The 13,263-nt window shown below is 68.6% G+C and carries 10 protein-coding genes; 8 read left to right on the forward strand and 2 right to left on the reverse strand.

The genetic code is table 11. The features are described from left to right. Positions 1-458: 458 nt before the first annotated feature. The 3 genes from ACQKIP_RS06885 to ACQKIP_RS06895 all read left to right on the forward strand — a co-directional run bounded on the left by ACQKIP_RS06885 (position 459) and on the right by ACQKIP_RS06895 (position 3,361). On the forward strand, positions 459-929 hold the full coding sequence (locus ACQKIP_RS06885) for a hypothetical protein (RefSeq protein ID WP_361197597.1): 471 nt from the start codon (positions 459-461) through the stop codon (positions 927-929). Between the two features lie 282 nt (positions 930-1,211). After that, entirely contained in the window at positions 1,212-2,321 is a 1,110-nt protein-coding gene (locus ACQKIP_RS06890) for a cell wall protein (RefSeq protein WP_365866240.1), read from the forward strand. Between the two features lie 248 nt (positions 2,322-2,569). Then, positions 2,570-3,361 (forward strand): hypothetical protein, encoded by a 792-nt coding sequence (locus ACQKIP_RS06895; protein WP_365866242.1) that lies wholly within the window; start codon positions 2,570-2,572, stop codon positions 3,359-3,361. Here the strand turns inward: ACQKIP_RS06895 and ACQKIP_RS06900 are convergent. Together ACQKIP_RS06900 and ACQKIP_RS06905 are read right to left on the reverse strand one after the other, a co-directional pair. Beyond that, positions 3,356-4,615, reverse strand: a complete 1,260-nt coding sequence (locus tag ACQKIP_RS06900; RefSeq protein WP_365866244.1) for a hypothetical protein — start codon at positions 4,613-4,615, stop codon at positions 3,356-3,358. The genes ACQKIP_RS06895 and ACQKIP_RS06900 overlap by 6 nt on opposite strands. 98 nt (positions 4,616-4,713) lie before the next feature. Then, positions 4,714-6,330, reverse strand: coding sequence for an endo-1,3-beta-xylanase (locus tag ACQKIP_RS06905; RefSeq protein ID WP_365866245.1), 1,617 nt, complete (start codon positions 6,328-6,330; stop codon positions 4,714-4,716). A gap of 382 nt (positions 6,331-6,712) precedes the next feature. Between ACQKIP_RS06905 and ACQKIP_RS06910 the strand changes: the two genes are divergently transcribed. From ACQKIP_RS06910 to ACQKIP_RS06930, 5 genes are all read left to right on the forward strand, one after another. Beyond that, positions 6,713-7,993, forward strand: a complete 1,281-nt coding sequence (locus tag ACQKIP_RS06910) for an ABC transporter substrate-binding protein (protein WP_365866247.1) — start codon at positions 6,713-6,715, stop codon at positions 7,991-7,993. 180 nt (positions 7,994-8,173) lie between these two features. Next, positions 8,174-9,151, forward strand: a complete 978-nt coding sequence (locus ACQKIP_RS06915) for a carbohydrate ABC transporter permease (RefSeq protein ID WP_365866248.1) — start codon at positions 8,174-8,176, stop codon at positions 9,149-9,151. 79 nt (positions 9,152-9,230) lie between these two features. Further along, the gene (locus ACQKIP_RS06920) at positions 9,231-10,142 is read left to right on the forward strand and encodes a carbohydrate ABC transporter permease (protein ID WP_365866250.1); all 912 of its coding nucleotides are present in this window, start codon (positions 9,231-9,233) and stop codon (positions 10,140-10,142) included. A 23-nt stretch (positions 10,143-10,165) separates the two neighbouring features. Continuing rightward, on the forward strand, positions 10,166-12,091 hold the full coding sequence (locus tag ACQKIP_RS06925) for a glycoside hydrolase family 43 protein (RefSeq protein WP_365866252.1): 1,926 nt from the start codon (positions 10,166-10,168) through the stop codon (positions 12,089-12,091). A 102-nt stretch (positions 12,092-12,193) separates the two neighbouring features. Further along, positions 12,194-13,237: a LacI family DNA-binding transcriptional regulator gene (locus tag ACQKIP_RS06930; protein ID WP_365866253.1), complete on the forward strand. Its 1,044-nt coding sequence runs from the start codon at positions 12,194-12,196 to the stop codon at positions 13,235-13,237. Positions 13,238-13,263 lie beyond the last annotated feature (26 nt).

The raw sequence follows: 13,263 nt of genomic DNA on the forward strand, positions 1-13,263 counted from the left end.
TCCGTGGGGCCGTGCAAGCGGCCTGACCGGCGGCTAACCTCCCCTTAGTGGGCGTGATATTGTACTCTGACCCCGCCTCGGGTGGGGCCTGCACGCACGTTGCGTGCAGGCCCCACCGTCTTTTTTTCTGCCATCTCTGCACTACAGAGACGTGCAACGTCAGCTGCAACGAACAGCGCAACGTAGGCTGTTGCATCCACTGCAACGCTATAACCAACGCTGTTACGCACTAACTAACAAACCAACGAACTAACTAACTAACACACAACGCCTGTGACACTAGAACGATCAAGATGACTACAGCTAGGCCGTCAGACTGACGACCGCTCAATTACGGGCCCTCGTACGGAAATGTCCGAAGTGAAGACACGCCGCATCTCTAGTGACGGAAGAGATGGAGGGGTGTTCTGCGCTAGGGTGTGAGAACGATCAGCACACTTAGCGGAAGAGTCAGAGCAATGTCGCTGACCAGCGAACAACTCAGCACCAGTGCGGTCGCCACGGCTGCCGGCCTGAGCGAATCCTGGGCCTGGAGGGCCCGCGACCAAGGCGTCCTCACGGAGCCGCACTTCGAGGACTCGGTCGTGGCCCTGCGCGTCTACGCGTTCGTGTCCCAGATCGTCTGGCCCGGTACGCGCCGCCCTCGCAGCGCCCGGCAGGACCTCGAGCTCTGGCAGTCCATGGCGGTCGAAGCCGCACGTCAGGCAGTGTCCGACGCCGACACCACGCCCGAGACGTCCCTGTGGGTCCTAGAGGACTCGGTGTACCTCATCACCACCCCCGCGGAACGCGCGGCCTTCGACCTCAAGCACCTCGGCGGGCGCGTGGCCATCCGCATCCCCATCGGGCAGTGGGTGACCGAGCTGCCCGACGCCATAGCTCAGCTCAAGGCGCGACGGCGGCGCCAGCCCTCCCAGTCCTCCTCATAGGCGGCGCTGACGGGCCCCACTGACCTCACGATCTACGCATCCCCCTGAACGAGAGGACCTGCACCAGCCACCTCTCCAACTGAATATCCGCACCCTGCTCGGCAAGGCCGCCTGAACGGCGCCGAGTTGCGGTTCTTTATTGCCTCATTCCCTCTCCTTGTGCAGGAGCCGGCCATCGCCAGTGCCACAAGGGCTGGTTTGGTGTTGTCCAAAACAGCCCCGCCACATGTCCCTCAGCCGTCACGAACTCAGCCGCAGCGCATCGGTGGCGACGCCCCGCCGGTGCGCGGAGCCGCCCAGGAGCTCGCACACACCGCCTCCCGGCGCACCGGTCCCCGCCGCTGGCTCCGGGCCACCCGTTGGCTTCTCTCCGCAGGCATCCACCCCCGGGCCAACGCCACGACCCTGCGCGTCGCCGAAGACCTCGCCAAGCGCATGGACTACAGCACGGGCCACGTCCGGTACTGCCTGGACGGCACGGTCGCCCGCCTCGAACTCTCCAGGGCCACGGTCAAGCGCCACATCGCCGTGCTGCGCGAACTCGGCGCCCTGGTCTGGGCCGTGCACGGCACGAAGACGAACATCCGCCGTACGAGGGGCCTCGGCGGGTACGCCGGGACGGCCACGGTGTACGCAGCCGCGATTCCCCCCTCGTACGACCACGCGATGGGTCACGAGGTCGTGGGATCCGGGTACGACGCACGGATCGTGGTGCACCAGCCGTCCGCCCCGGAACAGATGTCCGAGGGCAGTGAGCCCCCTTCCCTGACTCTGGTTGAGGAAAAGGGAAAGGCTGAGATGACGGGGGGGTTGAAATACACCCCGCGCCTGCGCGCGAGCCGCAAACCGCGCAACTCCCAGTCCCACGAATCGGCAGGTGGCCAGGCCAAGGCCGCCCGGCGCTCACCGGCCCAGGTCGCCCGCGAGATCCTGCAGACCCGCACGGTGCGTGCCCTGGTGAACTGGACGCAGCGTGAGCCGCTCCGGAAGCTGGCTTTCTCCCTGCGGGCCTACTTCGACCGTGGCCTGAGCGCGCACGAGATCGCCGCCGAACTCATCGGCCTGTGCCTCACCTGGCGCCCCTCCCGGCCCGCCGCCTACATCCAGGCCCACCTCCGCCGCGAGGCCCACGAGACCGTCGCCCGCGACAGCGCGCAGGCGGCGGCAGGAGACCCCCGGTCGAACGCCGCCTGGCAGGAATGGCTCGCCCTGTCCGCCCCCGAGACCCCGACGCGTACGGACACGGACCGTCGCCTCGCCCGCCTGTACAGCTGGGACCAGTGGTCCGAGGTCGCCGAGCACTACGCAGAGGACCCCGACGACGCCCTCGACCTCTACGGCACCCGCCTGTGCGTGCACGCCGTCCGCCAGGCGTCCCTGGCAGAGCGCTGAGTCGCAGACCTTTGAGTCGCTGTCAGAAAGATGCAGCTCAGAAGCCACTGCCGGTTCATATCAGCGACCGAAGCGACCGACTTTCGAGCAACCGGGGTCGGGCGGGGGAGCGGCAGGGCTTGTGGCGCAAGCTCTTCGCTCGTTCGGAGGTGCGTGGGCGTCCGCGCGTTTTCGGGCACCGCGGAGCCGGTCATGATCATGGCGGATTCTCGCAGGGACGGGGTCTGACTCGTACTCAGGAGGTTGTCGTGGTCCTCGTCATCGTCGTCGCCGTACTGGCACTGCTCGCAGGGCTTGCGGCGAACCGGTTCCTGCGGCCCCGGCTGATGTCGGACGACGACTCCGGCATGGCGGTGAAAGACCTCGTCGGACCGCTGCTGACGCTGACCGTGCTCCTGCTGGCCTTCGTCCTGGTCACCGCATCCGGCTCCTACGGCAAGGCCGAGGTCGCCTCGCGCGGGGAGGCCCGCGCGCTGGACCAGCTCACCGAGATCAGCGAGTACGCGCCTGCGGCACAGCGCGAGCGCATCCAGGCGGACGCCGTCTGCTACGCACGCGCGGTCCGCACCCAGGAGTGGCCCGCCATGGCCGACGGCAACGGGTCGACCGCACCCAGCGTGTGGTCGACCGACGTCCGCCGCTCCTTCCGCGACCTGGAGGGCAAGCCCGTCTTCGGCATGCTGGTCGCCGCTGACAACAAGCGTTCCGACGAACGCGAGGAACGCCTCACACAGGCCACCCCCAGCATCCCCAACGCCATCTTCTGGTTCCTGCTCGCCACCCTGGTCATCACCGTCGTGGCGCTCGCCGTCTGCCTGCCCCGCAGGAACAACCGCGGCCAGCTCATCGTGCTCACCGTGATCACCGCTCTCCTCACGGTGACGCTGTGCATCATCCGGGACGTGGACCGGCCCTTCGGCGGCATCACCAGCGTCGACCCCACCGCGATCACAGAGGTCGAACGGCAGGCCACCCGCGACTTCCTCGCTCACCACGAGGCCGCTGACTTGCCCTGCGACGACAACGGCAAGCGGTCATGAGCGGCACCGCGCCGTGAAACCGGCCGAGGCGAGCCCCTGGCAGAAGGACGTCTTCGCTGCTCCGTAGCGGGACAGGCGGCCGTCGACGAACCAGGTCGTGTCCGGGGGGAAGTCGAAGCTGCCGTCGTTCACGCCGTCCCAGCCGTACCGGAAGTCGAGGTTGATGTAGACCACGGAACGGATCACTCCGCGCAGGTCGTGGGTGCCGGGCAGGTTGGGGATCGGTCCCTGGTAGTTCATCAGGGAGAAGAGCCTGCGGGTCCATTCGGCGCCGCGCTGCTGCTCCAGACCGTCGGTGCTGCCGCCGTCGGCGGTGAAGTTCATCATCCCCGCTTCGGAGAGCACGACCGGCTTGCCGTGGTCCTTGGCGAACTTCACCAGCTTCAGCACATTGCCGTCGTGGTCGAAGTTGCGCCACACGGCGGCCGGGTTCCCGTGCGCGTCGGTGCCGATGTAAGCGTTGCGGCACTGGAGCGCGGCGACGTCGTAGTTCTGCGGCGGGGTTCCGTTGTAGAGGTAGCCGCGGTCGTAGATCGGCATGCACAGCTCGTGAGCGAAGACGGAGACGCCCATCCAGTCGACCGAGGCGTCCCCCGGGTACATGGCCTCGAATTCGCCGCGCACCGGGTGGAAGACGAAGTCGAGGTTGTGTGCGGTGGAGCGGCCGTCGAGGTACGAGGCGAGTCGGTTGAAGGCGTTCTTGTACGAGGAGCAGGTGGCGTCGGTGCAGTGGTAGTGGCTGCTGACCTCGTAGTCGAGGCGGAGTTTGAAGCGGGCCGTGGGGTGGGCGTTGGTGAAGGCCAGGAGCTTGTTCAGGGAGGCGGTGTGGCCCCCGGCGGCGATCTCGGCCGTGACGGCGCGGGAACGGGCGGCTTTCGCGTTCTCGTCGCCGCCCTCGAAGCCCGGCGGCTTGTCCTTCCAGCTGATGCCGATCTGGACGGTCTTGCCTCGGGAGGCGAGGAACTCGGCGTAGTCGCGGTGGCCGGAGTTGACCCAGTCACCGGAGCGCAGTTCGAAGTAGACGGAACCGCCGTCGGAGTTCTCTCCGAAGGTCTGGAAGTCGTCCCAGGCGCCCCGGGTGGACTGCCCGAGGAGCAGCTCGGGAGCGGCGGCAGCCGCGCCCGTACCGCGATGGTCGGCGGTGGCGGGCCGGGCGGGCGCCGGGTCCGGTTGGGCGTGCGCGGTGCCTGACAGCAGCAGCGCGGCGGCGGTGAGGGCGCCCAGAGCGGTGGTCAGGTGTCTGAGGTTCGGCACGGTGTCTCCTCTGCTGCGCGTCGGGCGCGTGGACGTAGACCGATGGGTACGGACGACCCGGGCCGGGCCCGGGCCACCCGTCGGTCGCGGACCACCCGTCAGGGCGCGGTCCATGTGTACGTCGGCGTGCTGATCTGGCTCGTCTGTGTGCTGGGCTGGTAGTTGAAGGAGTACGTGAGCTTGGCGCCGGCCTGCACGGACACGGGCAGTTCCCAGCGGTCGCCGGCCTTGTCCCGGACCAGGAAGTGGTTCTGCGGCGAGCCGCCGTTGACGCGGTACTGCACGGTGACGAACGTCAGGTCGTACCCCTTGGGTGCGAACCAGATCGTGGTGTTCGCACTGCCGCTGACACCGTGGTCGAACTTGGCGGTGTCTCCGGGCGGGTCGGTCGGAGTCGGCGTGGGAGTGGGGGTGGGAGTCGGGGTCGGGGTCGGCGTGGGTGCCGGGCCCGCAGCGCCGTTCGTCCATATGGGTTTCTTGATCTCGGCCAGGAAGTTGGCCTGCACCGTGGGGTCGGCCTGGACGCGGGAGTCGCCCCAGTTGCCGTTCGCGCAGCCGGGGCCGCCCGCCTGTGCGCCCGGCGCGCACTGCCACTGGGTCTGGGCGTCCCAGTTGGTGTTGATGTACGCGGCCGCGCGGATGACGTCCTTGTTGCGGGTCACCCAGTCGAAGTAGCCCGCGTGCCAGCCGTCCCAGATGGCCTGGCCGCTCGAGGCCGCGGGGTTGTTGCGGAAGATGCAGCTGCTGGTCTTCGCTCCCGTGCGGGCCCCTTGCGGTGCGGCCTCGGAGACCATGGCCGGTTTGCCGTGGGAGCGGGCGAAGTCGAGGATGCGGTTCTGCTGGCCGACGGGGTCGGTGTCGTACGATCCGCAGCCCCACTGGCTCTGCACGGAGCGGGAGTTGTAGAAGGAGGACAGGCCCACCCAGTCGACGTACTGGTCGCCCGGATACCAGTCGTTCAGGTGGCCGGGGTCGGTGACGATGTAGTTCCACTCGGGGTGATCGGGGTGGGTGTTCACCGGCCAGGCGGCGCTCTGCCAGACGGTGGCGACACGGGTGGCGCCGAGGGCGTCGATGCGGCCCTTGATGTAGCGGAAAGCCTCTTTGTAGTAATCCGAGTTGTAGCAGTTCCACGGGCCGTCGAACTCGTAGCCGATGCGCAGCAGGATGTCCCGGTCGTAGCCCTTGAACCGGTTGATCATGTCGTCGACCTTGTCGCGGTACCGCGTGATCAGGCTCGGATTCCCGGCGGTGACGTCTGAGTCGTTGCGGCCGATGATGGCGCGCAGCGGCTGGTTGTTGCAGCCGGAGGTGGCGTCGGAGAGGTAGAGACCGACGGCGACGGTGGCGTCGGGGTACTCCCGCATCGTCCGGGCGAAGTCGACGGTTCCCGCGCCCCAGTTCGCCGGTCCGGTCATGCCGGCCAGCGGTTCGGGGGAGCCCCCGAGGACGAGGTTGGTGTACAGGGTCACGCCGCCCGGTGCGGGTGCGTCGAGTGACGCCTTGTCCAGGACGGCGCTGCGGTAGTCGGACAGGGTGTCGCTGTCCTGGCCCATCACCAGCATGACCTTGCCGTCGGCCGGGACGCCCCGGCCGGCGGGGGCGGCGGCCTTGGCCGTGGAGGAGACACCGGTGAGCGCGAGCAGGGCGGCCAGGGCGGCGACCCCCGCTCCCACCGCCCGTGGGACGGATCTGTGCGGTCGCAGGAAGGACATGGCGGGTGCCTCCGATTCGGACGGCCGGGTGGAGTGGGGCCACCGGGCGCTGTGCTGGTGGCGGTCGCATGTTCCTGTCCTGGACATGACCGGTCAAGGCGCTGCGAAAGTTTCGTAAGTCTCTACAGGTCGGCGCGTTGCTGCTACGAAACTGAGGCGGACGAATTGCGAATGATCTGGCCGTTGCGGGGCTGTCGCGCGAGCTGCTGGGCCCATATTCGCTGTTCTCGGGCTTGGTTGTCGGCTTCACGCCGGTGAGCGTGCGGACCTTTGCGATACGGGGCTGCCAATCGAGCGGGAGTTTTCGCGAAACTCTTGACAGGGTTTTCGTTGGCGGCGACCTTTATGCCACTCCATCCCGCCCCTCTTCCGGAGGATCACCATGGGCCGTACGCGTGCCCGCAGAATCACCGTCGCGCTCGCCGCCGCCACGGCGCTCATCGCCCTTCCCGCCTGCGGCTCAGGCTCCGGAGCGGCTGACGGGAAGATCACCCTGACGGTCGCCACCTTCAGCGACTTCGGCTACAAGCCCCTGATCAAGGAGTACGAGCGCACCCACCCCGACATCGTCGTCAAGGAACGCATCTCGCAGTTCGACCAGCACCACAACCAGCTGTCCACCCAGATCGCCTCCGGCAGCGGGGCCGCCGACGTCGTCGCGATCGAGGAGGGCTACCTCCCGAAGTTCCGTGCCGTGAAGGACAAGTTCACCAACCTCGCCGACCACGGAGCCATGGACCGCCAGGGCGAGTACCTGGGCTGGAAGTGGGAGCAGGGGACGCTCGGGACGTCCGACTTCGTCATGGGATACGGCACCGATGTCGGCAGCCTCGCCATCTGCTACCGCAAGGACCTGTTCGCGAAGGCCGGTCTGCCCACCGACCGCACCAAGGTCGGCAAGCTCTGGCCCACCTGGGAGGACTACTTCGCCACGGGCGAGAAGTTCCGGTCCAAGGTGAAGGACAAGGCGTGGTTCGACAGTTCGGGCAACATCTTCACCGCGATGATGAACCAGACCGAGTTCGGGTTCTTCGACGCCGAGGACAAGTACATCGGGGACAGCAACCCCAAGGTCCGTGACTTCTTCATGGCGACGGCGAAGGCCACAGGCGACAAGCAGTCCGCCAACCTCCAGCCCTTCAGCCAGCAGTGGAACGCGGGCATCAAGCTCGGCCGCATGGCCACCATGACCTGCCCCGCGTGGATGACCGGCCAGATCAAGACGGCCGCGGGGGAGGCCAACGCAGGCAAGTGGGACATCGCCGCGGTGCCGGGCGGGGGCGGGAACTGGGGCGGCTCGTTCCTCACCGTTCCCAAGCAGAGCAAGCACGTGAAGGAAGCCGCCGAGCTGGCCGACTTCCTCACCTCGGCCGCCTCGCAGAAGAAGATCTTCACCGGACCGGTCGGAGCGCTGCCCTCCCTCGTTCCGGTCCTCGACGACCCGCAGGTCAAGGGCACGGAGCAGCCGTACTTCAACGGCGCGCCGACCGGCAAGCTCTACGCGGCCTCCGCGAAGTCCCTCAAGCCCAACTACCGCGGCACCAAGGACCAGCAGGCCCGCATCCCGTTCGGCAATGCCCTCCAGCTGGTCGAGCAGGGCAAGGCGGATCCGGATGAGGCGTGGGACAAGGCTCTCGACGAGGCGGACAAGAACCTTCGCTGATGTCGAGTCGGTCGGTTCAGGGGTAGCTCCCGGCTGACCCAGCTGGTCGGTTCGGGGAGAGCCCTCCGGCCGGCCGAGCCGGGCGGCGCAGCCTCCCATGCCCCGGTCGTCGCCCGGCATTCCCTCCTCGGCCCTTGCCCAGCCCTTCTCTTCCGCCCCCTACTCCTACGGAGAATCAGCATGGCGGTCCAGACCCGCCCCTTGCCCGGCCGCGAACGCCGCGAACGCCGTGTGCACGGGGAGCGCGGTGAACGCCGTCCGTCGCGGCTGCGCCCGGAACGGCATCTGCTGCCCTACCTCTTCATCGCACCCTTCTTCGTCGTCTTCGGTGTCTTCGGCCTCTACCCCCTGCTCCAGACCTTCTGGGTCTCCCTGCACGACTGGGACCGCCTCGCCGGTCAGGGGCGGTGGGTCGGCCTGGACAACTTCACCCGCCTGCTTGACGACTCCGACTTCTACACGGCCACGTTCAACACCCTCAGCATCTTCGTGCTCTCCACCGTTCCGCAGCTCCTTGCGGCACTGGGGCTCGCCTGGCTGCTCGACCGGCATCTGCGGGCACGCAGCGTATGGCGGGCGCTGGTGCTCGTGCCGCAGTACGTCTCGGTGGTCGCTGTCGCCCTCGTCTTCTCCCAGCTCTTCGGCCGGGACTTCGGCATCGTGAACTGGGCCCTTGAAGGCATCGGGGTCATCGACGACCCGGTCGACTGGACCGCGGAGACGTGGAGTTCACACCTCGCCATCAGCTTCATGGTGATGTGGCGGTGGACCGGCTACAACGCGCTCATCTTCCTGGCCGCCATGCAGGCGGTGCCACGCGACCTGTACGAGTCCGCCCAGATCGACGGGGCATCGCGCTTCCTGACGTTCCGCAAGGTCACCCTCCCGGCGATCCGGCCGACCATCGTCTTCACCGTGGTGATCTCGACCATCGGCGGCCTCCAGCTCTTCGCCGAGCCCTTTCTGTTCGACCAGCAGGGCAACGCCGAAGGCGGGGCCGAGCACCAGTTCCAGACGCTCACGCTGATGCTCTACAAGTACGGCTTCATCAACAACGACGCCGGTTACGCGTCAGCCGTCTCCTGGGTGCTCTTCCTGGTCATCGCGGTGGTCGCGGCGGTGAATTTCCTGCTCGCACGCCGTGCCGAGCGCAGCTGACCCGCCCCCCGGCCCCCGACCGACGTCCGCCTTCCCTCCGCCCACGGAGGAACCACAGAGGAACCACAGAGGAACCGACATGGCCGTCACCGCACCCGCCCGGCCGCCCGCCGCCCGCGAAAACCGCGGACGCCTCAAGCTCCGCACCGTCCCGCGCCGCGGACCCGGAAGGCTCGACAGGGCGGGCCCTTTCGCCTACGCCCTGCTCGCGGTGATCACCGCCGCGTCCGTCTTCCCCCTGTACTGGAGCTTCGTCGTCGCTTCGCACAGCGACAACTCCGTACTCGCCGGATCCACGCCTCCACTGGTCCCCGGCGGCCACCTGATCGAGAACATCCAGCGCGTCTTCGAGCTCTCCGCCTTCTGGCAGGCCCTCGGCAACTCGCTGATCGTGGCCTCCACGACCGCCGTCTCCAACGTGCTGCTGTCCTCACTCGCGGGTTTCGCCTTCGCCAAACTCCGCTTCCGGGGCCGTAATCCGCTGCTCGTCTGTGTCGTGATCACGGTGATGGTGCCCACGCAGCTCGGCATCATCCCGCTCTACATGCTCGTCACGGACATGGGCATGTACGGCAAACTCTCCGCGCTGATCGTGCCCGCCCTCGTCTCCGCCATCGGGGTGTTCTGGATGCGGCAGGCCGTCGAGGAGAACATCCCCGACGAACTCATCGAGGCCGCCCGCATGGACGGGGCGGGGCTGCTGCGCACCTACTGGCACGTCGTCGTCCCCGGTGTGCGCACCACGGCGACCGTGCTCGGCATGTTCACGTTCATGTTCGCCTGGAACGACTACTTCTGGCCGCTGATCGCCCTGCCCCCGGAGAACGGCACGGTGCAGATCGCCCTCAACCAGCTCGCCGCCGGTTACTACACCGACTACACCCTGATGCTGTCCGGCGTCGTGGTGTCGGTGCTGCCCGTGCTCGTCGTCTTCACCGTCCTGGCCCGCCGGATCGTCTCCGGCGTGATGGCCGGCGCCGTCAAGGGCTGACCGCCCCCACGTTACGGAGTCCCATGAGCACCCTGCCCTCCGTCCAGAACCAGGAACAGATCCAGAACCAGGACCAGAGCCGGGACCTGACCGGCCGTCGAAAGTCCGCGCCCGCCGAGCCGACCACCGACACGACGTATGCGGCGACCATCGTCAATCCGGTGCTGCCCGGATTCCACCCGGACCCCTCCATCCTGCGCGTCGGCGAGGACTACTACATCGCCACCTCCACCTTCGAATGGCTGCCGGGCGTCTGCGTCCACCACTCACGCGACCTGGTCAACTGGACCCCGCTCGGCGGCGTGCTGCGCGAGCAGCGCCTCATCGAGCTCAGCGGTCGGCCCGACTCCGGAGGCGTGTGGGCACCCTGTCTGTCGTACGCCGACGGGCTGTTCCACCTCGTCTACAGCGACGTCACCAATCTCTCCGGAGCCTTCAAGGACGTACACAACCGGGTCACCACCGCGCCCGCCCTCGACGGGCCCTGGTCCGATCCCGCCCCCTTTCCCTCCCACGGGTTCGACCCCTCCCTCTTCCACGACGACGGACCGGACGGCGACGGACGCAGCTGGGCGCTGTGGATGCAGTGGGACCACCGGCCCGGCCGGCATCCCTTCGCCGGGATCCTGCTCCAGGAATGGGACCGCGCCGAGCGCCGAGTCACCGGCCCGGCCCACCGGATATTCGGGGGCACCCGCCTCGCACACACAGAAGGCCCGCACCTCTACCGGCGCGACGGCTGGTACTACCTGGTGACGGCGGAGGGCGGCACCTCCTGGGGGCACGCCGTCACCGTGGCGCGCAGCAGAAGGATCACCGGGCCCTACGAAGCTGACCCGGCAGGACCGGTCCTCACCTCGGCAGGTCAGGAGGGACTGGCACTGCAGAAGGCCGGCCACGGCAGCCTGGTGGAGACGCCGGGCGGCGAGTGGTACCTCGCCCACCTCATGGCCCGGCCTCTCAGCCCCCTCGGCCCCTGCGTACTGGGCAGGGAGACCGCACTCCAGCGCGTCGAATGGACCGCGGAGGGCTGGCCACGGCTCGGGGGAGGGCGGCTCGGGGGAGGGTGGCCTGGGGGAGGGCGGCCCGCCGGGGACCGGGACGACGCCGTGCCGCGAACCACCGTGCGCGGCCCGCGCCTTCCGCCCGCACCTGTCGTCCGCCCGCCCGCCCGCGACGACTTCGACCGGGCGGAGCTTGCCACGCCCTGGTCGACCCTGCGCCGGCATCCGGGGCCATCCTGGCTCACTCTCACCGAGCGACCGGGGCACCTGCGGCTGCGCGGAGGCCAGTCACCGGGCTCCACCCACGGACAGAGCCTCGTGGCTCGCAGACAGCAGTCCCTGCGCTTCGACTTCGCCGCGCACCTGGCCGCAGAACCGCGATCACCGCTCCAGATGGCCGGCATCGTCCACTACTACAACTCCGGCCTGTGGCACTACCTGCACCTGACGTGGGACGAGGAACTGGGCCGCGTACTGAGGGTCGGCGTCTGCGCGCACGGCGAGTACTCCGAACCGACCGCGCCGGTCACCGTCCCCGACGGCCCGCTCGAATTGCGGCTCGCTGTCCGCGAGGCGCGGGGCAACTTCTTCTGGCGCGCCGCGCAGGACACCACGCCAGGCACCGTGCAGGACACGACGCCGGGCACCGTGCAGGACACGACGCCGGGCACCACGCCGGGCACCGCGTGGCAGCCGGTCGGCCCGGAGCTCGACGTCACCCGGCTCTCCGACGAGAGCGCCACGCAGGGCGATCCGGCGACCGGGCACTTCACGGCATGGGGCTTCACCGGGGCCTTCGCCGGACTGTGCGCCCAGGACCTCACCGGCGCGGGCATGACGGCCGACTTCGACTGGGCCGAGTACCGGGAAGTCGAGTACATGGAATCCGAGGACCACGAAACCGAGGACCGCGAAACGGCCTCTGATCCCGGTGAACGGCCATGAGTACGGGGGCGCGGGGCGCACCGCGGCCAGCCGTTACTCTCCCCAGTGAGAGTCTCCCCAGCGAGGCACAGTACCCACCACTTGACCGGACGGACGGCACGGATGACGGCGGAGAACGCGGAGAGCCCGCAGGACACGGGCAGAGTCACCCTGAGCACGATCGCGTCCGCGGCCGGTGTCTCCGTCTCCACGGTCTCCAAGGTCCTCAACGGACGCTCCGACGTGTCCACGGACACCAAGGACCGCGTCGAGTCGGTCATCGACCGCCTCGGATACCAGCGCCGCCCGGCACGGCGCCGCGGTGCCGTCATCGACCTGGTCCTCAACGAACTCGACAGCCTCTGGTCAATCGAGATCATCCGCGGCGTCGACGAGGTGCTGCACGCCGCGGGTGCCAGCGTGGTCCTCTCCGCGGTGCACGGCCGCAGCTCCGACACCCGCGAGTGGATCGACCAGATGGCGGCCCGGCGCAGCAACGGAGCCATTCTGGTCGTCTCCGACCTCACGCCTCAGCAGCGACGGCGACTGACCGCCATGGACGTTCCCTTCGTACTCGTGGACCCGGTCGGCAGCGTCGACGCGCTCGTCCCCACCGTGGGGGCCACCAACTGGGCCGGCGCGGTCAGCGCCACCGAGCACCTCATCGAGCTGGGCCACACCCGCATCGCGCACCTTGCGGGCCCGCGCCAGGTGCTGTGCAGCAGGGCCCGCGCCGACGGCTTCCGGGCGACGATGGAACAGGCGGAACTCCCCGTGCCGGAAGGCTGGACGCCCAACGGGGAGTTCAACGACGACTCCGGGAGGCGGGAGATGGCCCGGCTCCTCGACCTTGCGCAGCAGCGGGGGCTGGAGCCGCCCACCGCGGTCTTCGCTGCCAGCGATCTCCAGGCCCTTGGTGCCTTCGAGGTCCTGCGCGCACGCGGCTACGCCATTCCGGAGCAGGTCAGCGTCGTCGGCTTCGACGACCTGCCGGTGGCACGCTGGACCCACCCTCCTCTCACCACCGTCCGGCAGCCGCTGCTCGACATGGCGGCCATGGCGGCGAACACACTGCTGCGCATCATCGACGGTGAGCCCGCCGAGCATCTGCGTCTGGAACTGGCGACCCAGCTGATCGTCCGGGGCAGTACGGCGGAAGCTCCCTAGCTGCCGGAGCCGAGCGGCAGCCGCCG

The sequence above is a fragment of the Streptomyces sp. NPDC059900 genome (assembly GCF_050270335.1).
Taxonomy (GTDB): Bacteria; Actinomycetota; Actinomycetes; order Streptomycetales; family Streptomycetaceae; genus Streptomyces.